The sequence below is a fragment of the Methylophaga sp. UBA2496 genome (assembly GCF_002341635.1).
Taxonomy (GTDB): Bacteria; Pseudomonadota; Gammaproteobacteria; order Nitrosococcales; family Methylophagaceae; genus Methylophaga.
Genome location: NZ_DDOK01000004.1, coordinates 170,997 through 194,139, shown reverse-complemented (window position 1 = coordinate 194,139; position 23,143 = coordinate 170,997). Strand labels below are relative to the sequence as shown.

At 47.9% G+C, this 23,143-nt stretch carries 23 protein-coding genes; 11 read left to right on the top strand and 12 right to left on the bottom strand.

The genetic code is table 11. The features are described from left to right. The first annotated feature begins 57 nt into the window (after positions 1 to 57). Together B2W60_RS04080 and B2W60_RS04075 are read left to right on the top strand one after the other, a co-directional pair. Entirely contained in the window at positions 58 to 1,512 is a 1,455-nt protein-coding gene (locus B2W60_RS04080) for a hypothetical protein (protein WP_292362497.1), read from the top strand. Positions 1,513 to 1,728: 216 nt separating this feature from the next. After that, entirely contained in the window at positions 1,729 to 2,304 is a 576-nt protein-coding gene (locus tag B2W60_RS04075) for an antibiotic biosynthesis monooxygenase (protein WP_292362498.1), read from the top strand. A gap of 103 nt (positions 2,305 to 2,407) precedes the next feature. Here B2W60_RS04075 and B2W60_RS04070 read toward each other — a convergent pair whose 3' ends face one another. After that, the gene (locus tag B2W60_RS04070) at positions 2,408 to 4,027 is read right to left on the bottom strand and encodes a methyl-accepting chemotaxis protein (protein ID WP_292362499.1); all 1,620 of its coding nucleotides are present in this window, start codon (positions 4,025 to 4,027) and stop codon (positions 2,408 to 2,410) included. Positions 4,028 to 4,227: 200 nt separating this feature from the next. On the opposite strand from B2W60_RS04070, the gene B2W60_RS14315 reads away from it, so the two are divergent. The 3 genes from B2W60_RS14315 (at position 4,228) to B2W60_RS04060 (ending at position 6,415) form a co-directional block, all read left to right on the top strand. Beyond that, positions 4,228 to 4,419, top strand: a complete 192-nt coding sequence (locus B2W60_RS14315) for a DUF6653 family protein (RefSeq protein WP_363105316.1) — start codon at positions 4,228 to 4,230, stop codon at positions 4,417 to 4,419. 254 nt (positions 4,420 to 4,673) lie between these two features. Continuing rightward, entirely contained in the window at positions 4,674 to 5,054 is a 381-nt protein-coding gene (locus B2W60_RS04065) for a DUF6653 family protein (protein ID WP_292362500.1), read from the top strand. 491 nt (positions 5,055 to 5,545) lie between these two features. Next, on the top strand, positions 5,546 to 6,415 hold the full coding sequence (locus B2W60_RS04060; RefSeq protein WP_292362501.1) for a phosphoribulokinase: 870 nt from the start codon (positions 5,546 to 5,548) through the stop codon (positions 6,413 to 6,415). Positions 6,416 to 6,500: 85 nt separating this feature from the next. On the opposite strand, the gene B2W60_RS04055 is transcribed toward B2W60_RS04060, so the two are convergent. The 3 genes from B2W60_RS04055 to B2W60_RS04045 are packed head-to-tail and all read right to left on the bottom strand — an operon-like array spanning position 6,501 to position 8,886. Further along, the gene (locus B2W60_RS04055) at positions 6,501 to 7,430 is read right to left on the bottom strand and encodes a biotin-dependent carboxyltransferase family protein (protein ID WP_136552841.1); all 930 of its coding nucleotides are present in this window, start codon (positions 7,428 to 7,430) and stop codon (positions 6,501 to 6,503) included. Further along, positions 7,427 to 8,110 (bottom strand): 5-oxoprolinase subunit PxpB, encoded by a 684-nt coding sequence (pxpB, locus tag B2W60_RS04050; RefSeq protein WP_292362502.1) that lies wholly within the window; start codon positions 8,108 to 8,110, stop codon positions 7,427 to 7,429. The genes B2W60_RS04055 and pxpB overlap by 4 nt, the downstream gene beginning before the upstream one ends. 2 nt (positions 8,111 to 8,112) lie before the next feature. Then, complete coding sequence (locus B2W60_RS04045; protein ID WP_136552845.1) at positions 8,113 to 8,886, bottom strand: 5-oxoprolinase subunit PxpA; 774 nt, start codon at positions 8,884 to 8,886, stop codon at positions 8,113 to 8,115. Positions 8,887 to 9,199: 313 nt separating this feature from the next. Between B2W60_RS04045 and B2W60_RS04040 the strand changes: the two genes are divergently transcribed. Together B2W60_RS04040 and B2W60_RS04035 are read left to right on the top strand one after the other, a co-directional pair. Beyond that, positions 9,200 to 9,772, top strand: coding sequence for a hypothetical protein (locus B2W60_RS04040; RefSeq protein WP_292362503.1), 573 nt, complete (start codon positions 9,200 to 9,202; stop codon positions 9,770 to 9,772). A gap of 30 nt (positions 9,773 to 9,802) precedes the next feature. Beyond that, positions 9,803 to 10,345: a cytochrome b gene (locus tag B2W60_RS04035; protein WP_136552849.1), complete on the top strand. Its 543-nt coding sequence runs from the start codon at positions 9,803 to 9,805 to the stop codon at positions 10,343 to 10,345. Positions 10,346 to 10,417: 72 nt separating this feature from the next. On the opposite strand, the gene B2W60_RS04030 is transcribed toward B2W60_RS04035, so the two are convergent. The 3 genes from B2W60_RS04030 to B2W60_RS04020 all read right to left on the bottom strand — a co-directional run bounded on the left by B2W60_RS04030 (position 10,418) and on the right by B2W60_RS04020 (position 12,852). Continuing rightward, positions 10,418 to 11,410: an alpha/beta fold hydrolase gene (locus B2W60_RS04030; RefSeq protein WP_292362504.1), complete on the bottom strand. Its 993-nt coding sequence runs from the start codon at positions 11,408 to 11,410 to the stop codon at positions 10,418 to 10,420. 107 nt (positions 11,411 to 11,517) lie between these two features. Then, positions 11,518 to 12,291: a type 1 glutamine amidotransferase domain-containing protein gene (locus B2W60_RS04025; protein ID WP_292362505.1), complete on the bottom strand. Its 774-nt coding sequence runs from the start codon at positions 12,289 to 12,291 to the stop codon at positions 11,518 to 11,520. 105 nt (positions 12,292 to 12,396) lie between these two features. Beyond that, entirely contained in the window at positions 12,397 to 12,852 is a 456-nt protein-coding gene (locus tag B2W60_RS04020; RefSeq protein ID WP_136552855.1) for a DUF4112 domain-containing protein, read from the bottom strand. A gap of 239 nt (positions 12,853 to 13,091) precedes the next feature. Here B2W60_RS04020 and B2W60_RS04015 point away from each other — a divergent pair, with 239 nt between their 5' ends. Both B2W60_RS04015 and B2W60_RS04010 read left to right on the top strand, forming a co-directional pair. Then, positions 13,092 to 13,874: a hypothetical protein gene (locus B2W60_RS04015; RefSeq protein WP_136552857.1), complete on the top strand. Its 783-nt coding sequence runs from the start codon at positions 13,092 to 13,094 to the stop codon at positions 13,872 to 13,874. Between the two features lie 11 nt (positions 13,875 to 13,885). Continuing rightward, a complete protein-coding gene (locus tag B2W60_RS04010; RefSeq protein ID WP_292362506.1) occupies positions 13,886 to 14,176 on the top strand; it encodes a hypothetical protein in 291 nt (96 codons plus the stop codon). A 179-nt stretch (positions 14,177 to 14,355) separates the two neighbouring features. Here B2W60_RS04010 and B2W60_RS04005 read toward each other — a convergent pair whose 3' ends face one another. From B2W60_RS04005 to B2W60_RS03990, 4 genes are read right to left on the bottom strand one after another with little or no spacing between them, the layout of a single operon-like run. Further along, the gene (locus tag B2W60_RS04005) at positions 14,356 to 14,685 is read right to left on the bottom strand and encodes a DUF3240 family protein (protein ID WP_292362507.1); all 330 of its coding nucleotides are present in this window, start codon (positions 14,683 to 14,685) and stop codon (positions 14,356 to 14,358) included. After that, positions 14,682 to 17,768, bottom strand: coding sequence for an efflux RND transporter permease subunit (locus B2W60_RS04000; protein WP_292362508.1), 3,087 nt, complete (start codon positions 17,766 to 17,768; stop codon positions 14,682 to 14,684). The genes B2W60_RS04005 and B2W60_RS04000 overlap by 4 nt, the downstream gene beginning before the upstream one ends. Further along, positions 17,768 to 18,859, bottom strand: a complete 1,092-nt coding sequence (locus tag B2W60_RS03995) for an efflux RND transporter periplasmic adaptor subunit (RefSeq protein ID WP_292362509.1) — start codon at positions 18,857 to 18,859, stop codon at positions 17,768 to 17,770. The genes B2W60_RS04000 and B2W60_RS03995 overlap by 1 nt, the downstream gene beginning before the upstream one ends. Next, the gene (locus tag B2W60_RS03990) at positions 18,856 to 20,112 is read right to left on the bottom strand and encodes a TolC family protein (RefSeq protein WP_292362510.1); all 1,257 of its coding nucleotides are present in this window, start codon (positions 20,110 to 20,112) and stop codon (positions 18,856 to 18,858) included. The genes B2W60_RS03995 and B2W60_RS03990 overlap by 4 nt, the downstream gene beginning before the upstream one ends. 158 nt (positions 20,113 to 20,270) lie before the next feature. Between B2W60_RS03990 and B2W60_RS03985 the strand changes: the two genes are divergently transcribed. Further along, the gene (locus B2W60_RS03985) at positions 20,271 to 20,954 is read left to right on the top strand and encodes a response regulator transcription factor (RefSeq protein WP_136552867.1); all 684 of its coding nucleotides are present in this window, start codon (positions 20,271 to 20,273) and stop codon (positions 20,952 to 20,954) included. After that, positions 20,951 to 22,234, top strand: a complete 1,284-nt coding sequence (locus tag B2W60_RS03980; RefSeq protein WP_292362511.1) for a sensor histidine kinase — start codon at positions 20,951 to 20,953, stop codon at positions 22,232 to 22,234. The genes B2W60_RS03985 and B2W60_RS03980 overlap by 4 nt, the downstream gene beginning before the upstream one ends. A gap of 47 nt (positions 22,235 to 22,281) precedes the next feature. Here B2W60_RS03980 and B2W60_RS03975 read toward each other — a convergent pair whose 3' ends face one another. Continuing rightward, positions 22,282 to 22,968: a VIT1/CCC1 transporter family protein gene (locus tag B2W60_RS03975; RefSeq protein ID WP_292362512.1), complete on the bottom strand. Its 687-nt coding sequence runs from the start codon at positions 22,966 to 22,968 to the stop codon at positions 22,282 to 22,284. Positions 22,969 to 23,143 lie beyond the last annotated feature (175 nt).

Below are 23,143 nucleotides of genomic sequence, written 5' to 3'. Positions count from 1 at the left end.
TGTCATAAAAAACCACTACCTTCATTTCTGATATCAATGTTCAGACTTGGAGGTAACGTGAGACATACACACAAATTAATTTTCGCTTCAGCACTGGCTTTGGCCAACGTGCCTGTGATGGCAGCAACCTGTATTCCGGGCGGCACTGCTGATTCACCGACGCTGCTCTGTACCGCCACAGACAGTGGCAATATCAATGACAACCGAAATAATCTGTCAGTAAGCATCGAGAGCGATGCAGAGATTATCCGTGCGAGCGGGCGTCCGGTTCAATTGGAGGGCTCGAATCAATCGGTCAACAATCAGGGCCTGATTGAAAGCGGCAATGATGATGCGATTCGAGGCAAGGGCGCGAATCTGACCATCGATAATTCCGGCACCATTCGCGGTGGTGACCGCGGTATTCGTCTTCAGGATGATGCGGATAATTTCACATTGATTAACCGGGAAAGCGGGAAAATCTTTGCAGAAAATCAGGCTGTCAGGTTAGACAATGACGCTGAACTGGAAAATGCTCATATCACCAACTACGGCCTGATCCAAAGTACTGATGGGCGCGCCATCCAGAGTCGTGGACCGGGTGGTACCGTGATTAACCACGGTACGCTTCGTGGTGGTGAGGAAGTGATTGAAGCACGTGAGGATTTCACGCTTGAAAATCGCGGCACTGTCGCCCTGAACGGGTTGTCTTGGGATGCGGACACAAAGACCTGGACCAATACCGGTGCCACTGACGATGAAGACGGCGTGCAATTCGCCAGCGGAACGGCAGATAACTATGGTGTGATTCTGGGTACCGATGACGGGATCGACATTGATGAGGGCAGAGTGCATAACCATGCCACTGGTGTGATTGTCTCTACTGGGTCTGCAAGTGATCCATTGAATGGCGGTAGCGGCATTGATGTTGACGCACTGTTCGAGCCTACACAGGGTGAGGTTCGCGATGCAGGTCCACTGACCATTATCAACGAAGGTTATATCGAAGGCGTCCGGGCCATTGGTGCAGATGAAGCCAGCACTTCTGAGATCACCATTGAGAACAGCGGCACTTTAGTGGGCCGGGGAGGGAATGCCATCGAGTTTGCACCTAATCAGGGTAACAGCAGCCTGTTACTGACAGGCAACAGCGAGATTATTGGTAATGTTATTTTTGGCAGTGGCGATGACTCGCTTATCGTAGATGGGCTGACCTCGGGCATGCTCAGCACCGGCTTCTTTGATGGGGGGCTGGGTAATAACAGCGTTTTCTTTAACGACTTTTCACTATCCAATATTTTGTCATTTGATATGACTGACGCGCTGATATATATGTCCTTTGGCGTTTCGGGTGATGAACTGTTCTCAGGAAAATTCATCAACTTCTCTTCCTGGACGTTTGGTAATGATGGCACTTTCACCACCGCGGAACTCGCAAGTCAGTTGAATCCGGTGCCATTACCAGCGGCATTGCCGCTTTTCGCTTTCGGTCTTTTTGGACTGTGGGCTGGTCGGGCACGCCTGTTGGGGTAACAATCGACGAAGGACCGAACTAACAGCAGGTCGATTATGACTTAGGGTTTGGTTCCGGCATCAGCTTAATATTTAGGGTCAGTTTAAACACTCAATATGTTTGCACTGGCCCTAAATCATTTTGATATCTACGATAGAATTTTATAAAAAACGCAGGCCTTGATATTTTATGGCTAAAGCGTTTGTCCAGTTTTTTTAATTTTTAGGAAGTGAGTTATGCAACAAAAGCGTGTGGATCCGATAACCGAGGGCGCGACGGCGGTGATTACCCATCAGGTTGATAAGGACAAACACGCCGAGTATGAAGCCTGGCTAAATGAAATTGCCCCGCAATCTAAAAGTGCCCCGGGGCATCTGGATTTGAACGTTATCCGTCCCATTGCGGGGTTGACCGAAACCTACACGATCATTATCCGCTTTGATACGCAGTCACATTTGCGTGGCTGGATGGAGTCGGCCAAACGCAGTGAGTTGATAGCGAAAGTGTCACCATTGCTGGTCAAAGGTGATGATTTTTATATCAATAGCGGGCTGGATTTCTGGTTTACCCCGGAGCAGGCGAATACCAAAGTGCCCATTCGCTGGAAACAGGCTTTGGTCACCTGGTCGGCTATCTATCCGCTGGTATTGATATTGCCGTTTCTGCTACTGCCACTTCACCAGCTGGGGCTGCCTGACAACCATTATCTGGATACCCTTATCATCACCGGCATTGCCGTATTGCTGATGGTCTATGTGGTGATGCCACGCTATACCAAGCTCATTCATGCCTGGCTGTTCCGTGGTTGTTAAATAAGAATTGCGCCACAGGTAAATTTGAGGCCGTGTAAGAATCGAAACGTGTTAGATTTTTACACAGCCTCTCAATAATTAATCTCGTTGCCCGGCCTGTTTTTTAACTATCAAAAGAAGTCCGAAAGCGTGCGGTGAGGTTGTTCATCGAATTCGCTTCGGTTTTCAATGCGATACTGATGGCTCTGCTGCCAGCGATGGTTTCACTGACGGTTGATGCATGATTATCAAGTGTTGCGAATCGCAAACCGACCCGGTCAATCTCTTCTCGTTGCATTGAAAGGGCTTGGTTAATGGTTGTTGTCCGTTGCTCTAAATCGGCAAACCAGTGATTCATGGTGGCAAGCTGTTCTTTAAGTTCGTTTAAAGTGTGGCGATTGCCATCCCCGGCATGTTTCATTTCTGTGATTTGGTCATCAACGGCTTCCACAACCTGAATCAGATCATGTACCCATTGCCGAATTTGTCCCGTAGAGTCGGTGGTGCGTTGCGAAAGGGTTCGCACTTCGTCGGCAACAACGGCAAATCCTCGACCATGTTCGCCAGCTCTGGCGGCTTCAATGGCTGCATTAAGCGCCAGCAGATTGGTTTGTTCAGCTATTTCGGCGATGACGCTAATGACTTTTTCAATTTTTGAGGTTGATTCTGTTAGTTCTTGTATTGAGCTCGTCACTCTTGCAATCACTTCAACGGTATTATCTGCCGCCATTTCGCTTTTTTTGAGGCCTGATTGAATAACAGCATTCGCTGTTACGGCAGATCGAAGGGTCTCAGTTGAGTCATGCGTTGATGTTTCAATTGTAAAAGCCTGTTCGGCCATTGCCTGCATCGACAGGGTGACTTCCTGAATATGATCATGTGTCGTTCGGGATGCGGACTCCAGTTCTCTTGCCTGGCTATCAAGGTGATCGGAACGCTCATTCACGATTTTCGAGGCATTTCTGATATCGCCAATAAATCCCTCAAATCGGCCTACCAGTCGAATCAAAGCGGTCGCCACACCAGCTACTTCGTCGGAACCAGCCAGAGTCGGTGGGGTGGCCAGATCCGAATTTTTATCCATTGCCTGAATATCCTGCTCGATGCGTTGCAGCCGGAAAATAACGGTTTTTCTTAACCAGAAGGTCATCAACACAATTACGGTCAGAAAAAATATGAAGCCGCTGATCAATGAAACCTGTTGCCGGCCAAGATAATTTAGCAGTTCATCTGAGTCCTGGGAGATATGGTTGCGACTGGTTTCCTTGCGGATATTTATTTTTTCCAGCAGGGGGGACAGCACCGGAAAGAGGGAGAAATCCACGGTTTTCCCCGCCTGATAATAGCTCTGCTCGGCGATTCCTGCGCCCAGTTCGTCAAGATAAGCCGCCAGCGGTTCGCGAAGATCGGTGCTTTCGTTGTACCAGTTACGTAGTTGTGGATTTTGCTCAATCGCATGCAATTTGGCAGGAATTGATTGTGAAAGCACTTCAAATTGCTGGTTAATTTCACTCCATAGCAGTAACTGAGCCTTGGTTTTAAATGAGAGATCTTGCAAGTGACGGAGATCCTGTTCCAAATCAGTCAATAACCAGGATTCAGTCAGGCTGTTTTGGATAAGTTGTTCAGCGGAATTTTGCGCCTTTCCAATGATTGACCAGGACAAAAATGCCAGCGCCGAGAGCGCAAAGACAGAGAAAGAGGAAAAGAACAGAATCCTGCTACGAACCGTTTTAAGCATCATACCACCACATACAAATGGGAAATCATGATGCAGATTTGTTATGACATTACGATGACGGCTACCATTAAATTGCTTGTGGTTTACCTGTTTGATTTTTGAAACCGAACATCATACTTCGCACTCTCAAGCGGACGTTTATTCATCTTTCAAGGCAAAGCTAAATCTTAAAAAAACTTTTACTTACCCAGAGGTAATACGACATGACATTGGAACGGAAAATTGCCGGGATTTTTAAGCTTGATGATGAAAACTGGATGCGACACGCCAATCCCGTGAGTGTCTGGACAAGATATTCTGTGCTTCCTTTTATCGTCATTGCGTTCTGGAGCAGGGAGTGGATTGGCTGGTGGTGTCTAGGGCTTGTTGATCTTTCAGAGCCGCCTCTGTTGTGACTTAAAATGCACCAATCAAGGCGCGAGGAGTGTGATTTAGTCGTTCTAAATAAACGACAAGCAACACAGGCCGGCGCGCGCCTCCCTGGCGCGCCGGCATACAGTCCATCCGTGGACATAAGTGGTGCATTTTCAGCCACAACCCGCAGGGCTGGGACTATTTTTCCGCCCCTCGGCGTTGGAAATGACTTATGTAGAACAACTACATCGCATCATTTCCGCCTTGTTGGACGAAAAAATAGCCTCCAGCAGTGGTGGCTCTGAAAGATAAACAAGCCCTAGTGCCAAGTCTGGCATCTTTGTTGTGGTTATTTTTCAATCCTATCTTGTTCAAAAAACCGAAATCTACCAAAAACTGGGCATCAAAAGCCGTTCTGGGCGAGCGCGTTTATTTAAACCGGGATACGGTTCCAATACCGGATCGGCATACCATTCCATTACATGGTTTTCTTAATGGTATTTCCTTCAGAGGCTTGCTGTTAGCGGTCTGGGCTACTGTCTATTTTTCTGTCTGGGGCGCGATTCTGGGTGTGTCTTTGGCCTATCTTGGTAAAAGCTGGTTCCTGGATCGAATGGTCTGGCTTTACGAGGATATGAAGGAAGCGAACGAACTTTATCGCAGCTGGGAGTATTAGCAGAGCCAATAAAAGGTATCCAGCACAAACAAGGTGTCGAGTTCAGGGGAGCCGATCACGCTATCCTGTGTTGCCATGAAAAAGTCGTTACGACTTGAACCATAAATTTTGTTTATGCCGTCCATAAATATTTATGTCTTTTATTTATTGCGTTGCTGGTCTAGATTAAAAAACCATAAATAACGGGTCATCAGTGACACGCTTTTCCGCCGATGGAATTGCAAATCGAAAGGATGAATATTTTGGCATTACTAGATCTGGCAACAGCATGTAAAAACATTTCTTTTACGGTTGATCGAGGCGCCATTACTGGCATGTTGGGCGCCTCGAACTCAACCAATGTAAAGGGTAAACCCCAACTTCAGCGTGATATCATTACTAATGACATCCTGGTCGATTCCTTCTCGTGGACTGGCTACCTAGCCCGGAAATTGTACTCGTAACAAAGTCAAATCCGCCTCCCAATGTTCACCATCAAGGAGAAGGCTTAAATGTCTATTTCCCACCCGATTATTGCCGTTACCGGCTCTTCAGGAGCCGGTACTTCAACCGTAAAACATGCTTTTGAAGATATTTTTCGCCGGGCAAATATCAAACCCGTCGTTATTGAGGGCGATAGCTTTCACAAATACACCCGTGAAGAAATGCGCGCTGAAGTCATCAATGCTGAAGCAGAAGGTCGCTCGCTGACCCACTTTGGGCCGGAGGCAAACTGCCTGGATAGATTGGAAAAACTGTTCCAAACTTACTCTGAAACGGGGCGTGGCGAAAAGCGTCACTACATTCATGATCAGTGTGAAGCCACCAGATATAACCAACCACCAGGCACATTTACCAGGTGGCAAGAAATCGATAATGACAGTGATTTACTGTTTTATGAGGGGTTGCATGGTGGGGTGGTCACCGATGAAGTCAATATTGCCCAGTATGCCGATCTGTTGATTGGTGTGGTCCCGGTTATCAATATCGAATGGATTCAGAAAATCAAACGTGACTGCGCCAATCGTGGCTATTCCCAGGATGCCGTGGTGGACGTCATCCTCAAACGGATGCCGGATTATATTCACCATATAACACCACAATTTTCCCGTACCCATATCAATTTCCAGCGGGTGCCACTCATCGATACTTCTAACCCGTTTGTGATGCGTGAAATCCCGACGGCGGATGAAAGTCTCTGTGTCATCCGTTTCAAAAACCCAGAAGTAGCGGATTTTCCTTATTACCTGTCAATGTTGAAAGACTCATTCATGTCGCGTCCCAACAATATTGTGGTGCCAGGCGTCAAGATGGGCCTGGCGATGGAAATCATTCTGACACCGTTCGTCGATAGGATAATGGAGAAACGCAAGCGTGGTTAAAGTCCTTGTAAAGGTCGATCAAGAGAGCGTTTCAGTCAGGAAGATTTGGATTAAGAAACGTTATGAATTTTTATCGACTTAAAATTTACACACCAAAAAAACGATAGAAATAACGTAGTTTTTCCTGAGCTTCTTCCAGCGAAATCTGTGTAAATCTCACTTCGGTATTGGCTTGCTGTTGCGCCAGTAAAAAAGCATCGAGCACAAACAAGGTACCCAGTTTGGGATAGCCGCCCATGGTCTGGCGATCTTTGAGCAGGATAATTGGCTGACCATCCGGGGGCAGCTGAATAGTGCCATAGGCAATGCCTTCGGAAATAATACCTTGTACATTGGGAATAATCGGTTCGCCTTCAAGCCGGATCCCCATGTTATTACTGTGCATCGAAATGCGATAGGTCCAGTGATAGAGCTTTTCCTGTTCTGCTATATCAAAGTGATCGGTTTGGTCGGTGGGAATCACACTGAGAATTAAAGGTTGTTGATAATCCGGGATAAATAACGGCGGAACATGGGTTTTTAATCTGGGTCGGTTTTGACTGCACGGTAAAAAGTCATCTGCTTTTAAGGGATTACCATCGCCATCAATGCCACCCATTTTTTCGCGCATCACCGTGGCAACAGACCCGAAGCATGGCTCAAACTGAAAACCATCCTGTATCGCCAGATAGCTGCGGATACCTGATTTGGCATGAGCAAAGCTGAGTATATCGCCGGTGCTTATTGGGTGTGTTTGCCAGTTTTCCAAAGGCTCGCCATTAATGCTGGCCTGCATATCAGCGCCGGTGATGGCGATATTGGTATTGGTTAATGCTTCAAGTTGCAAGCCACCAAAGCAAATTTCCAGCGCTGGGTGATTGGGCCGGTTATCCAATAAGCGATTGGCCCATAAAAACGCATGTTCATCAGCTGCACCGCCGGGGGAGAGGCCAATATGTTGATAGGCAAAGCGGCCCAAGTCCTGCACCAGCGTCAGGATGCCGGGTTTGAGGACTTTTAAACCCTGCTGCTTCATTCCAGCTGACCGCCTGCCAGCAGAAATTCAGCCTTACTGACCGGGATAAATTGCACTCGATCACCTGGTAACACAGGGCATAATTTTGGACTTTGCCGATCAAACATTTTCATGGTGGTACGCCCCAGAATGTTCCAACCGCCGGGTGTGTTAATGGGGTATACCGCTGTTTGTTGATCGGCAATCGCTACCGAACCAGCAACGACATTGGGGCGGGGCGTTTTCAGTCTTGGTGTAGCGAGTTGATTGGAGACATTGCCCATATAAGCAAATCCCGGTGCAAAACCGATGGCAAAAATTTGATAGATGGTGTCACTATGGCGTTGAATGACTTCATCAATGCTGATCTGATGAAAGTCGGCCACATGGTGCAAATCAGGTCCGACATCAGGGTGATACCAAACCGGAATTTCAATCAATTTGCCCATTTCAGCATGGTTGGTATTCAAGTTTGAAAGGTGTTGCTGAATTTTATCCTGGATGCCTGGAAAGTCATTTTTCCGTGGGTCGTAACAGAGCATTAACGTAGTATAGCTCGGTACAAGGCCCCGAATTTCTTCCTGTAATTCTTTATGCAGCCGTTTAGTCGCGGCGCGAATCACGGGCACCAGATCGGTGTTTATCTGTTCACCAAAGCGAATCAATACTGCGTCAGGGCCTGCCTGTTCAATCTGAAACATGATCAGCAGCGGTATAGTTTGTTGAACGTATTACGGATATGTCGAACGGCCTTAACGGATTCGGCATTATCGCCATGGACGCATAGCGTATCGGCATCGAGCTTCAATCGCTGACCATTGCGGCTGATGACGCTGCCTTCGGTGGCCAGTAATAACGCCTGTTCAAGGATTTGCTGCTCCGAACGAAACACAGCGCCTTCCTGATTTCGCGGACGTAACAGACCGTTATTTTCATAAGCCCGATCAGCAAAGGCTTCGAATAGTAATTTGATACCAAACTCGGCCGCAATGGATTCGGTTTTGCGATTATCAGTTGATGCCAGAACCATTAAGGGCAGATTGCTATCGTAGGACGCTATCGCCTCCAATACTGCTCGCAGAATATCGGCATCACGCATCATATCGTTGTAGAGCGCACCATGCGGTTTGACGTAACTTACATGGCTGTCATGTGCCCTGCAAATACCATCCAGTGCACCAATCTGATATTGCACCATCGAGATAATTTCCAGAGGTGTGCATTGCATACTGCGACGGCCAAAACCAATCAGATCCGGATAACTTGGATGGGCGCCAATCTGAGTTTGGGATTGTTTTGCTAACAGCACCGTCCGCGTCATGGTAAGCGGATCGGAAGCATGAAAACCACAGGCGATATTGGCCATGTCCACCAAGGGCATCACCTGTTCATCCATCCCCATTGACCACGGTCCAAGACTTTCGCCCATATCACAATTAAGCAGCAGTTTTTTGATTGGGGGCTGGCGTTGGTTCATGGCTTGGCATGTTCAGCAAATTAAACGGTAGGTAAAGGATACACGCTTATTTTAGTGACAGAAATTAAGTCTTGGTTAGAAATAACATTTAATAGGTGGTTTGCTTATTTAGCGAGGTAATTCCTGCGGCATGAACTTATAAAAAAACCGATTTGTCACAGGTTTATTCGCTTGGCGTCAGCATCATAAAAAACTGAACAAGTGTGATTAATATCAAGCCAAGCGTTTGCCAGGAGAGAGTAGCTAACGTCAAAACGATGGGCTGTTTTCTGTTCGAAAATAATTAATTGATAACAATCAAGGGCAGGTGCTTATGGTATCCAACGATCTAAATAATAGTTCGACGCCTAACTGGGCCAGTATTCTTGGCGTAGTGGCGATCATGCTAGGCGTCTTTCTGACGGCGATGCATGGTACAGAGTTAATGAAACAATCTGTTATGACCTCAAATATGCCGGTTTCGGGGGTAATGCCTGAAGCCGATTGTCCTTTAGGTGAGCTTGATGAAGAAGGTATCACGCTAGAGCAGTGTGAATTTCTTGTTGATTATGTTCAAGGTATTGCACAGTCTACCCCCGACTGGTTTCCCGACACGATGATGAAACTGGCTTTAGTCGGTACATTACTTGCGTTTGCCTCAGTCATCATTGGTGGGGCATTAGTGAATTACACCCCGTGGTCTACGACGGCCGCCATCGCAGTGTTTATCGGACTGGCGGCAGTTGATTTGCTGCAGTTTGCTGCTGTGGTGATGACAGGGCCTTTATTGCGGGATATGTACCTGTGGAGCATCCTGCTGTGGTTCCTTCTGCACTTAATGTTACTGGTCGGCGCTATTGCAGGTCGGCATACCGAAGCGGCACGCATCCAACGCGACGTTGCCTGATTCTCACAAATAATTAATTGGAAGATAATTATGCAAAGACAAGGTTTTAACAGAGCGGTCGTTGTCCTTCACTGGTTGCTGGCCGTTTCAATATTTTTTCTCTTTATTTCCAGCTGGTGGATGATGGGCCTGCCATTACCCTCTGAAGAGCTGCAGTTCCGGGCATTCCCGTTCCAATTGCACAAGAACATCGGCTTGACGCTGGTAGTACTGTTGATCGTAATGCTTTACATGCGATTTAAATATCCACCTGCACCACCGTCGGCACAGGATATGACACCGTGGATGCATAAGTCAGCGATACTGGCGCACATTGCCATTTACGGGCTTATCTTTTTTGTCTGTATCAGTGGTTATCTCTCTTCGGCACATACCAAGTGGGATACAACTGTTTGGTGGTTATTTACGCTGCCACGCATTGCTGAAGCCAACGAAGATATGAATGAGTTCTGGGGTGAATTACATACCTATTCAGCATGGATTCTGCTGGCATTGATTGCGGTGCATGTCAGCGGGGCGATTTACCATTCCTACCGGAATGACGGCATTATCAGACGCATGATGCGGTGGTAATAAGCACGACTCGTGAAACAGAAAGGGCCGCTAAGCGGCCCTTTTTTTATCGGACAAGCTCAATCGAAATTTTCAAGGTTGTTGCAAATGTTCAATCAACGCCTGATGAAATCGATCCGGATCCTGGATTTGGGGTGAATGGCCTAAATCCTCAAACGTGACTAAAGTGGCATCCGGAATTCTGTCTGCAACTTCCCGGCTGATTTTAGAATAGTTACCAAGTGCAGATCGCTTATCCTCCGGGGCCAGGTTTTTACCGACCGCCGTATTATCTTTTTCGCCAATCAGCAGCAGAGTGGGCACTGGCAGATTCCCGAATTCATAAAATACCGGCTGAGTCAGTACCATGTCGTAGGTCAGCGCTGAATTCCAAGCGACACTTTCCTGCCCCGGGCCTTGAAATAGTCCGGCCTGCATATTAACCCAGCGATCATATCCCGGTTCCCAGGTTCCGGCGTAATAAGTACTTTTCTGGTATTGGCGAATGCCGTCGGCATTGGTTGTTAATTCACCTTGATACCAGTCATCAATTTCACGGTAGGGCACACCTTTGGCCAGCCAGTCTTCCAGACCGATAGGATTGACCATAACCAATTGTTCAACCTTTTCAGGATTAAGTAATGCATGACGGGTTGCCAGCATGCCACCCATCGAATGGCCCATGATGATGTAGTTGTCAATATCCAGTTGAGCAAGTAAGGCGCTGGTATTGGCAGAGAGTTGATGAAAACTGAACTGATAATGTTCGGGCTTGCTGGATTTACAAAAACCGATCTGATCCGGTGCGATAACACGGTAGCCATTGTCTGTCAGAAAGTGAATAGTCTCTTCCCAGGTGGCGGCGCAGAAGTTTTTACCATGCAGTAACACGACGGTACTTCCACTAGGTTTTTCAGGTTGAATATCCATGTAAGCCATTTCATGTTGCTGGCCCTGAGAGGCCAGTCGAAATATTTTTACCGGAAAAGGATAGTTAAACCCCTCCAGCTGGGGACCGTAGGTTTTCTGTTCAGCCAGAACAGGAAAGGCAACCACGAAAAACACTATGTAAATAAAACGGGACATTGCTGTTTTCTCCCAAAAATTCAATAGACCCTTGTGAGCCCGAGAGTTCGATGCAAATAGCAAAATGCCCGCGAGGCGGGCATTTTAAATGGAAGCTGACTGAGAACTTAGCGTTGTTGCAGTAACTGCACAACCTCACTGCCCATAGTACGGGCTGAGTTCGGGTTTTGGCCTGTTACCAGACGCTCATCAACACTGACTTTTTCCATAAATGGAATCCATGACTTGCTGACATTAGCTCCGCGTTGTTCCAGGCGGGTTTCCAGTAAAAATGGCATATCACTGTAGAGTCTGACGATGCGTTCTTCAATATTGGTAAAGGTGCTGACCTCACGATTGGCAACCAGGTACTCGCCATCCGACAAGGTGACATTCACCAACGCTGCCGGACCATGACAAACCGCTGCCACAACACCATTATTTTCATATATTTCTCTGGTCAGACGTTGAATATCGGCATTGTCCGGAAAGTCCCACATGGTGCCGTGCCCACCGGCAAACACAATCGCAGCATAGTCGTCTGATTTGATCTCTTCCAGTCGCAATGATGTTTCCATTTTGCCCCAGTCTTCGGGCGTTTCCATAAAGCGTTTGTTGTCATCATCCGATAATTTATAGCTACCGGGATCCATTGGCGGTAATCCCCCTTCAGGGCTGGCAATATCAATCTCAAAACCGGCCGCTTTTAATTCGTAATACGGGTGCGTGACTTCAGACAGGAAGTAACCGGTATCCTTTTTACTGGAGGCTTCATCTTCACCAATATAGCCATGGCTGGTGACGACGATAAGTACTTTATCGCTGGCCATGGCTGTCAGAGACAGCATACCTAACACGATAAACAGCAAGGGCTTAAAAAAACGATAGATGGTATTTGTCATGATATGTTCTCTCTCTGGTTGAGTATAAGCCGCTTTATCGTTGTTATTAAATGAAATCAGGTCGCGGCAAAACAGTTACTACTTATAACAAAATACGTTCATGGTTTAGTTATTGATTGCGGATATCAGCAGTCCGATGATCCAGCTGATGAATACAATCAGTAGAACCAGAATGCCCAGTAATAATCCAATAAACAAGATGTTTTGAATCAATGATTTGCGGTAAACCTGTTTGGGTTGTTGCTGATAATCGTCCAGTAAGACGACATTACGCTTGTTGGCTTTCCAGACAAAGTCAAATACATCACCAGCAACAGGAATAGCACCCAATACCGTGTCGATCACCATATTGATAATCATTCTGCCCAATATCATTCGTGGCACACCCAGTTGGTGAGCTTTGTAAATAATGACGCTGGATAACAGTCCACCAATAAAATCGCCGATACCCGGTATCAGACCAATAAAACCATCCAGACCGATTCTATAGCCACCGGGCAGGGGGATACTCTCATCCAGAAACCAACTTAAACGTTCGATAAAGCGACTTTTTGTTTTCATGACCCGCTATCCCTTTCCATTGGCATCACCTCATTCAAGCCTTGACGATAAAACTGATAACGCAATGGTGACTGAGGTTTCCTAATTCACCTTTGAGTGATAGTTAACCATTTTTTACCGGAATGTTTTTTAATTTCAGTCAGCATGAATTTTAATACGATTTAAGTACTTGTCTTTTATGGATAAATACCTTAAAAGTAAATTTGTTTATTCACTAGGAATGGCATGGGGGGCGTGGGATGAAACAGCTCAAAAAAGTAATGTTCGGCTTTTTTTGTTTTAGTTTTATGACAACAGCAATCGCCGACGATTTTGATATTGTAGGTCTTAAATTAGGGATGAGTTTTGATGAAGTGCAACAGACGCTATTAACGCACGGAGCAAAACCGGAAAGTATCCAGCAGCAACATCAATATTTTCAGTACCACGACGGAGCAGAGGTCCATAAAACAGAGTCCTTCCTGCATAGCGTGACGGCCGGAAAAGATGTGATGGGAGAAAAAGGGCGGGACCAGGAGAGTTTCAATGTGTTTTTTTCACCCCCGCCTGAACAGTCAAGAGTCGTGGCGATTATCCGGACCATTAATACGCGTAATAATCCCACCACAAAAGGCCAATACATGACGGCCCTTAATGAGAAATATGGTGAACCCCAGACTATCGGCAGTCGACTGGTCTGGTGGTTTCCAGAGGGAAAACAGAGTTGTTATGCCGCTACCAATCTGGTGATGATGCCGGATATTGATCAGATTATGAATGGTATCTTTTTGTCGAGTGGTAAACGTTATTTTCTGGATCGGTTTCAAAATACCAAGCTCACCAGTATTGATGATTGTGCTGGATATCTGGTCTATGACATGGGCATGTTGCAACCTGATTCACCCGCAAATAGAGTCACTGCCACCATGATAGATGCCCCGACCTGGGTGAAAGCCAACCTGAAATCCATGGAGTGGGTTGAACAGCTGCAAACGGAAGCGACTGAAGCCAGACTTGCTGGCAGTAGTAAACCTACTTTATAAGGAATAAGCAGATGAAAAAAATACTTATTATTAGCCTGTTTTCTCTCTGGCTGACAGCCTGCGGCTCAGGGCTTGAAGGCACTTATACCGATGACCTTGGCATCTATCACTTCACGTTTGAACCGTATGGCAAAGTCATGATTCGTGAAAAAGGTCAGATGCAGGAATATGAATATAGAGTTGATGGTGACGAGGTGTTAATTGAGTTGAGTGAAGAGGACGAAGAGGTCTTGGTCATTAACGAGGATGGTTCTCTGTCACCTAAAGGGTTGAAAAATGTTTATTTGATCAAGCAGGAATGAATTCGGTAATTTAAAATTGCACTTTTGAAAAGGCGCTTTCTGCGCCTTTATCTTTAAATATCAATGAAGTTTATGAATATCACAGTAGTGACATTGCTCGGTTTCATGCTTCTAAGTTGCCCAAATTGATATTGAATTTCAAGGGGACTGACTGACCATTATTTGTTAAATAAACACCATCAGTATTCGATTCTGCCGAAATTACTGACAGGCTGTTGCCAATAGACGATATCACGTCCCACTGCCTCGGCCAGACCGGAGAGAATCAGTGGTATGGTCGACACATTAACAATCAGTTCGTATTGAGAACGCTTGCGCCTCCCCGAGACCTGCTCTGCCACGCTAAGCCCATGCTGCTGACCATGTCCGTACACGGTGTATGAGCTAAAGCCCACAATCTGCTCAATGGAAAGCAGGTATTCAACCAGATCTTCCTCAAGCTCCGGTGCAATGTTGAGCATCAGTATGCAGATTTCCTCGGCGGTTTGTTCATGCGTTGACGTGTTCATACACTGTCTCCAGAGCTGTTGAGGGGACGATGAAATGCCTTATAAATGATCGGAAGCATAAAAAGTGTCAGCAGTGTGGAGCTTATCAGTCCACTGATCACTACGATCGCCAGTGGTCGCTGAATCTCCGATCCTGGGCCGGTAGCCAGTAACAGTGGCACCAGTCCGAACGCACAGATTGTGGCTGTCATCATCACTGGACGCAGCCGACGAAGTGCTCCCTCGGTTACTACTGTGGCAATATCCAGACCTTTGGCTCGTAACTGATTGAAGTAAGTCATCATTACCACGCCGTTCAATACTGCAATACCCAGCAGGGCGATGAATCCCACCGAAGCTGGCACAGATAGAAACTCACCGGTCAGCCACAAACCGATTAGTCCGCCTGTCAGGGCAAAAGGAATGTTAGACAGAATGATTAGCGTCTGTTTAATGGAATGGAACGTCAAAAATAGCAACAGTGCGATCAATGCAAGTGCAAGTGGCACCACGAGCATTAGACGTGCGGCGGCGCGCTGTTGATTTTCGAACTCACCGCCCCATTCCAAACGATATCCATCCGGCATCTCGACATTATCTGCGATCAGCTTCTGTGCCTCTTCTACAAAGCCCACCAGATCACGTTCTGCTACGTCAGTGCGGATCACGCTGAAGCGCTGGCCGGATTCACGGGAGATAATAATTGGGCCTTCGACACGGGCAACGGTTGCTATCTCTGACAGCGGAATCTTGCCACCATCAGGCAAGTCAATAAAGCTGTCGCTAAGATGCGTCAGGCCATCACCTTCAATAGCTTCGTAGCGCAACATCAGGGGAACACGCGCGCTGCCCTCAATTACATTGCCCACGTTGACGCCTTCAATCTCCGCACGCAGACGGGTCTGCAGTGCATCAGCATCCAGTCCCAGCCGCCCGGCCATGATGCGATCGATACTCACTTGCAGATATTGAGCGCCCTCATTAAGTGTTGCAAAGGTATCAATAGCACCGGGAATAGCTTCCACTTGCGTGGCGATCTGCTGTGCGATGGAGTTTAGGGTGTCCAGGTCTGGACCGAACAGTTTGATAGCAACATCACCACGCGAGCCGGTGAGCATCTCCGATACACGCATGTCGATCGGCTGTGTAAATCCATAGTTAAGCCCAACGAAACGATCCATGACCTCGCGAAGATGCTGTTCAAGTTCTGTCTTGGTCGCGACACGCCATTCTTCGACGGGACGCAACTGCAGGAAAATATCAGTCTCGTTTAGTCCCATCGGATCCATGCCCATCTCATCTGAACCGATACGTGAGACGATGCGTGCTACTTCCGGAACCTCATCAAGAATCGCACGTTCTACCTGAAGCACGATACGAGTGTTTGCCTCGAGACTGATCGAAGGAATTGTTTCCAGCTGGATGAGAATGTCACCCTCATCCATAGTAGGCATGAAGGTCTTGCCAACCAGTGGAAACACCACAAAGCTGGCAGCCAGCAATACTCCTGCGGCTCCTAAAACCAGGGCAGGATGCAGCAATGCCTTGCGCAGCAAAGGTTCATAAGTTTTTGCCAGGGTCCGGCTCAGCCATGGTTCGGCATGAGCATCGGAGCGGACAAGGAATGACGCAATGACGGGAATCAATGTCAGGGATAACAGCAGCGATCCCAGCAGTGCGAAGACGATGGTTAACGTTACCGGGCCGAAAAGCTTGCCTTCAAGCCCTTCCAGTGTCAGTAGCGGCAGGAACACGATGACGATGATAATGATGCCGGAGGTCACAGGTGCTGCCACATCACGCACCGCACGGTAGATAATATGCAGATGTGGCAATCGTCGTATGCCGCGCTGGTGCGCAAGTGAGGAGACAATGTTTTCGACGATTACGATAGACGAATCCACCAGCATACCGATGGCGATAACCAAGCCCCCCAGGCTCATCAAATTGGCCGACATCCCCATATTTCCCATCATGAGAAATGTGAACAAGGCTGATAAGGGCAGGATGATAGCCACAGTGAGTGCGGCACGCACATTGCCAAGGAACAGACCAAGCAGAATAATAACCAAAACCACAGCTTCCAGAAGGGCAGAGGATACCGTACCTACGGCACTTTCAATTAGTACCGTACGGTCATAAAAAACTCTGATCTGTGTGCCTTCTGGTAAGGTGTCTTGCAACGCCTGAAGCCTGGATTTAACGCCTTGCACAACTTCACGGGAATTGGCGCCACGCAGCCCGATCACCAGGCCCTGCACTGCTTCTGCTCCACCATCCGCCGTAACTGCGCCGTAGCGCTCCATACTCCCCGTGGTGATATGTGCCACTTCGGCTAGCGGAATGCGATCACCCTCAGCGTTTACGACATAGGTATTGCTGATGTCTTCAAAGCCGTTAATCGCACCTTCTACGCGAACCAGAATGACTTCCTCTCCCTGATCAATCCGTCCAGCACCATCATTTTTGTTGTTGGCGCTGAGTGCGTCGGCGATATCCTGCAAGTTAACGCCCATTGCCCTCATGGCTTCACGAAGAGGTTTGACTTCATAGGTGCGAACAAAGCCGCCGAGCGAGTTCACATCAGCAACCCCAGGCACGTTACGCAGCGCCGGACGAATGGTCCAGTCCAGCAGGAAGCGCTTTTCCTCCAGGGTCATGGATGGATTGTCGATGGTGAACATAAACATGTCGCCCAGTGGTGTGCTCATCGGCGCTAGTCCACCGCTGATGCCGCCGGGTAGATTGTCCCAGACATTGCTGAGTCGTTCGGTGACCTGTTGGCGAGCCCAGTAGATGTCGGTACCGTCCTCAAAATCCAATGTGATGGAGGTCAGTGCGTACTTGGAGATGGAGCGCAGCATGGTTTGGAACGGGATGCCCAGCAATTCCACTTCAACAGGTTGCGTAATAAGCGATTCTACTTCTTCCGGGGTCATTCCCGGCGCCTTGATGATGATCTTTACTTGTGTCGGCGAAATATCGGGGAAGGCATCAATAGGTATATTGAGCAGTGCTCGACCACCAAAACCAATCAACAATATTGACAGCAATAAGACCAGCAGACGCTGGCTGAGGGACCATTGAATCAGTGAAGACAGCATTACTCAGTCCCACCCAATCCGAGTTGAATACCCTTGAGAACAGCCGTGCCCTGAATGGCGATCTCCTCGCCAACCGCAATGCCTTCGGAGGCCAGATAGTCATCCCCGATAGATTGCAGTTCCAGAGCACGTGCTTCAATCCCTGCGGCCGTTCGCACATAAATTATCGTCTCACCGCCAGTATGCACGACCGCACGGTCAGGGATGAGCACACCCTTACCGACCGGTGGCAGCACAATAGATAAGACCTGCCCCGTGGTGAAGGAAGTATCGGCGTTAAACTCCGCCAGCAACTTAATTGTCTGATTACTGCTGTCGATGACCAGATCCTTCTGGCGCAAGGTCAACGTCTCGCCACTGTTAGCAATACTCAGCTGATGGCCAATCTCCAATGCGTCTGCTGCTTTGGCAGGAATATGAGTGCTGGCCCAACGGCGAGTGCCTGCATTCAGCCTAGCGATGATTTGCCCAGCCTCTACATAGCTGCCGATGTTATACATGCGCTGTGACAGGACGCCATCCTCCTGCGCAACCAAATAGAATTCTCCCAGGCCTGATCCATGCTTTCGCAGCACCTCGAGTTTTGCTGTATCGAAACCGCCTTGTGCCAGATGTGATCGCGCAGTGCGTTCAGCGAACACCGCCTGTTGTTTTAGCAGACGGGTTTTTGTCAGACGCTGTTTCGAGATAACGCCCTCAGTGTATAGAGACTCGTCTTTGCGCAGTTCGAAGTCGGCTCCTTCCAGAGCAGAGACGGCATCGATCCAGGTGTTTTGCAGTGGCAAGATGGAAGGGCTACTGAAAGTGGCGAGAATAGTGCCCGCACTTGCACTCTGTCCGGGTATAAGAGCCCATGAAACCAGTGTACCTGCCCAGGGCGTTGTCACACTTGCGGCGCTGTCTGGTGAGTTGACGACTGTCGCGGCATATCGTGCGCCGGTGCTTGTGTCTACTGGGATAGCCGGAGCAAAGACAATCCCCATCCTGGTTACATCTTCGCTGTTAATGGGCACGATTTCCTGAGCATTGAGGGATGCGGAAAAAATTGCCAAAACAGCCACAACGAATTTCTTGCGGGAAAAAAAGCTCATGGCAGGACTCCAACGATTTGGTTAAATTCAGTAATCAGGCGGGTTTGTCGCAGAGTAATCACTTCAAGATCACGGGCGCTCCGGCGCTTCTGCTGCAAGGCGATGACTACCTGACTTATATCGGTCTCGCCGGAAACGAAAGCGGTTTTTGCCATCTCCCACTGCTGACGTGCCAGCTGGGCCTGCTCCTTGCTGAGTGGCAGAGATTCATTCAAGGTGAAAAGCTCGTGTGCAACTTCGTGAAGTTGCAGGTTCAATTCACGGTAAGTATTGAGGTAGCGCACATCAGCGTCGACCTTATTGCGGCGCGCCGAACTGGTGGATGCATTGACATGAGCGCGACCACCAAAGGGGATGGTTACTGAGAGTGCCAAGGCATCTTGATAATCGTTCTGATTACCCGCTCTTTGTCGACGTGAGCCAATGCTGATAGTGGGGTTACCTAGTGCCTCCAATTCTGTCTTGTTGATTTCGGCGGCTGCCAGATCGATATCGCTTCTTAACAGTCGCAATAGAGGATGTTCTGGGCTAACCTCTTCAGTCGTTTGAAGGGTTTCGATATGCGGCTTTTCTGGTCGGATATTCAGACCAGTCAGCATCTGGTATTTACGTTCAGCATCAACACGGGCTGCCTCTGCTGCCAGTTCATTTCGTTGCTGGGCCAGCAGCAATGTTTGAGCCTGCAAAACATCACGCCGTGCAGTTTCGCCCGCAGAGTGCAAGGACTCAGCAATTGACAGTAATTGCCGGGCATCTGCTGTAGCGTGTTGTTCTGTTGCCAACAGAGAATCTGCATCCTGCATGTCTGCCAGTACCTGGCGTAGTCGTCCTGCCATCGTCAGAGTAAAAGCTTCTTGCCACGCTGCTACCTGGACATTGTATTGTTGTCCCCGGGCTTGCATGGTGTTCCTCTCACCAGATCGCCACAGGGGTAAAGTGATGCCATAAGTGAGCTCGCGTTCACCGAGGTTACTGAGCATTTGATCGTCGATATAGTCTAGTTGCGCGCTTGGCCGGCCAGCAATCCAGCTTTCACCAACATCTACCATGGCCTGCGCCTGCTCTGTCCGTACTTCGGTTTCCAAAGCTTCAGGGGCATGTGCCAACGTCTGTTCCAGCAGGGTAGTAAAATTTAAATCTTGAGTCGTGATAAGTGGTGCATGATCGAGTTCCTGAGCGTGGAGATTTGGCGTGGCCAAGAACGCAACTAAAATGGTTAGGGTTGTAAGGCGTTGTATGTGTGTTTTTTTCACTTTGTAAAGTTTCCCTTTATCAGTTGGGATAGGGTGAAAGCTTTTACGTCAGCCTAAGTCAGAAGTTGTAAATAAATTGTCAACCCGTTGAGTTGACTTTTTTTTGACATGGGCCGATTGACACTGACAAAGTTATTGATTGGTGTAAGGAGGTGGCAGTGAAAGTGCTGGTAATCGAAGACAATCGCGACATCGCAGCAAACATTGCTGACTATCTGGAGCCCAAGGGGCATGTGCTCGATTTTGCTGCGACTGGACCACATGGTTTGAAGCTCGCGCTGAGCGAGCGTTATGACGTGATTGTCCTTGACATTATGTTGCCAGGACTTAATGGAATGGAGGTATGCAGACGTCTGCGGAATGAAGGCAGCAACGATGTGCCGGTGCTGATGCTGACAGCGCGTGATCAGCTTGACGATAAATTAGAGGGATTTCAGGCGGGGGCCGATGATTATCTTGTGAAACCTTTTTCCGTGAAGGAGCTCGAAGTGCGGCTGCAGGCACTCATAAAACGTGGCAGCTCTCACACACCACGGACATTGATAGTGGGCGATTTACACTACGATCCCCAGACTCTTGCTGCTACAAGAGCTGGTCAGCTGTTGGAACTCAATCCAGTGCAACGCAAAGTGCTGGAGCTGTTGATGAGAAATACGCATCGTGTTGTCACCCGTGAAGAACTGGAGCAGCACATCTGGGGAGATATGCTGCCCGATAATGATGTGTTGCGCATGCATATCTATAGCCTGCGCAATGTGGTTGATAAACCGTTCGCCACCAAACTGATTCACACTATTCATGGAGCGGGCTACCGACTGGTTGCCGAGCCATCACTTCCATGAATTCTAAAGCATCCCTTAAATTTCGAATACTCACTGCACTTGTACTCATCGTCAGCGTCACTAGTTTTTTGTTTGCAGGAGGCGTGTTGCTCATCAAGTCACAACTGGAGGCAAGAGTTTTCGGTGACATGGTCGCTGAGCAGTTGCGGGTGCTAACGGCGCAACTGGATGATGGCACTTATCATGAAAATGCATTATTCACCGGCTGGGAATTTCTTATTGGTGGTAAAAACACAAATATTGCCCCAGAGTTCGCTGAGTTGGAGCCAGGATCACATCACACGGTCTCGATGGGAGGTTCGGTTTATCAGGTTGAAGTGGGCGAATGGAATGGGAGTCCTGTTTATTTGACCTACGATATTACCGAATGGGAAGCACAGGAACATGCTGTATTACGTATGCTTCTCTATGGCCTTTTTCTGGTATTGATCGTGGCAATTGCCATGGGTTTGAGTGCTACACGGGCTATATTGGCACCGGTGCAGAATCTGTCGCGGCGACTCACCGATATTGAGCCGGGACAAACCGGCTTACGTATTGCTGATGATTATGTCGGCACGGAGATCGGTCAGATTGCATCTTCGTTTGATAAATATCAGGAACGTTTGGAGAAATTTGTCGAGAGGGAACGCTCGTTTACTGCTGCGGCTAGTCACGAGCTACGTACGCCGCTGACCGTGATGATGGGCGCCCTGGATGTACTCTCGGCCGATACTCATAGCCCGGCATCGCAGCGAGCGTTGGAACGTATAAACCGAGCCTGTACAGAAATGCTTGCCTTCATCGAAGCGACGCTTCTTTTATCACGCGAAGAAAGCAGCCAGATCTATCAGGACAGCTCAATAGACCTCGCGGCTCTGGTAGAGCAATGTCTGGAAGATTATGCCGGACAGATCGCTGACCAATCATTGTTGATTGAACGTAATTATTTGGGTTCACCACAATTATTTCTGCCCGTTAATCTGGTGCTGATAACCGTTAGCAATCTACTGCGAAATGCTATCGAGCATACTCAGGGAGGAATCATACGGATTCACATTAGCGACAATGAATTTTCGATCAGCGACACGGGTGAAGGTATCCCAGCTGACAAGCTAACTCAGGTGTTTGAACGTAGTTACAGTACCAAGGTTGGTGGAACAGGGCTGGGACTAAATCTCGTCAAAAGGATATGTGATCGATTGCACTGGACTATTAACTTAGATAGCACCCTTGGTCACGGAACAGTAGTCACAGTGGTTTTCCAACAAAAAGAAAAGGAAATCCCTAATCCACTTTAAGGTTTTTTTTCGGCAGGACAGCTTAAGAATCGCGTCCCAGAAGGATCTCAAACTCCAAAAAAATGACCAACCAAAGCCGTCAGTCCCATTGCCAATGCCCCCCAAAACACAACACGTGAGACGGCTTTTGTAACGGATGCTCCCCCAATCATTGCTGATAATGCGCCCAAAATCGCTAATGCTATTAAAGCACTGATGGAAACACTTATTATCAATCGATTACTTGAGACCAAAAGCACCACCATCAAGGGTAATAACGCGCCAACCGTAAAGGTAGCCGCGGATGAAAATGCTGCCTGGACTGGTTTTGCGGTGAAGTCTTCTGATATGCCAAGCTCATCTCGAGTATGAGCAACTAACGCATCTTTATCCATCAGTTGTTTTGCTACTTGTTGAGCAAGCGATTTATCCAGACCGCGATGAATGTAAATCGTGGTCAATTCTTCGTACTCATGAAGCGGATCAGTTGCTAACTCCATGCGTTCACGCTCAATATCGGCTTTTTCAGTATCAGCCTGAGAACTAACTGATACATATTCTCCTGCCGCCATGGACATGGCACCGGCAACCAAGCCTGCTACGCCAGTCATAAAGATGATCTCCGTTGATGCACCTGACGCAGCTACACCCACAATAAGGCTGGCTGTAGAAACAATGCCATCATTTGCCCCCATTACTGCGGCACGAAGCCAACCAACATGTTGCGTTTTATGAGCTTCAGTATGTTTTTTCATTATGATTTTCCGATTTTATTTTCAGGTGTGTGGTTATTAAATCAGCAGACTCTTTACGGATAACGTTATGTTTTAAAGAGGTTATTCAGCGAGATTGTTGATAGGAAAAATCACTACAGTATTCATTTTCTTGCTTTTTAATGTATCTAAATAAACTTAAGTTTCCCTTAAGCAT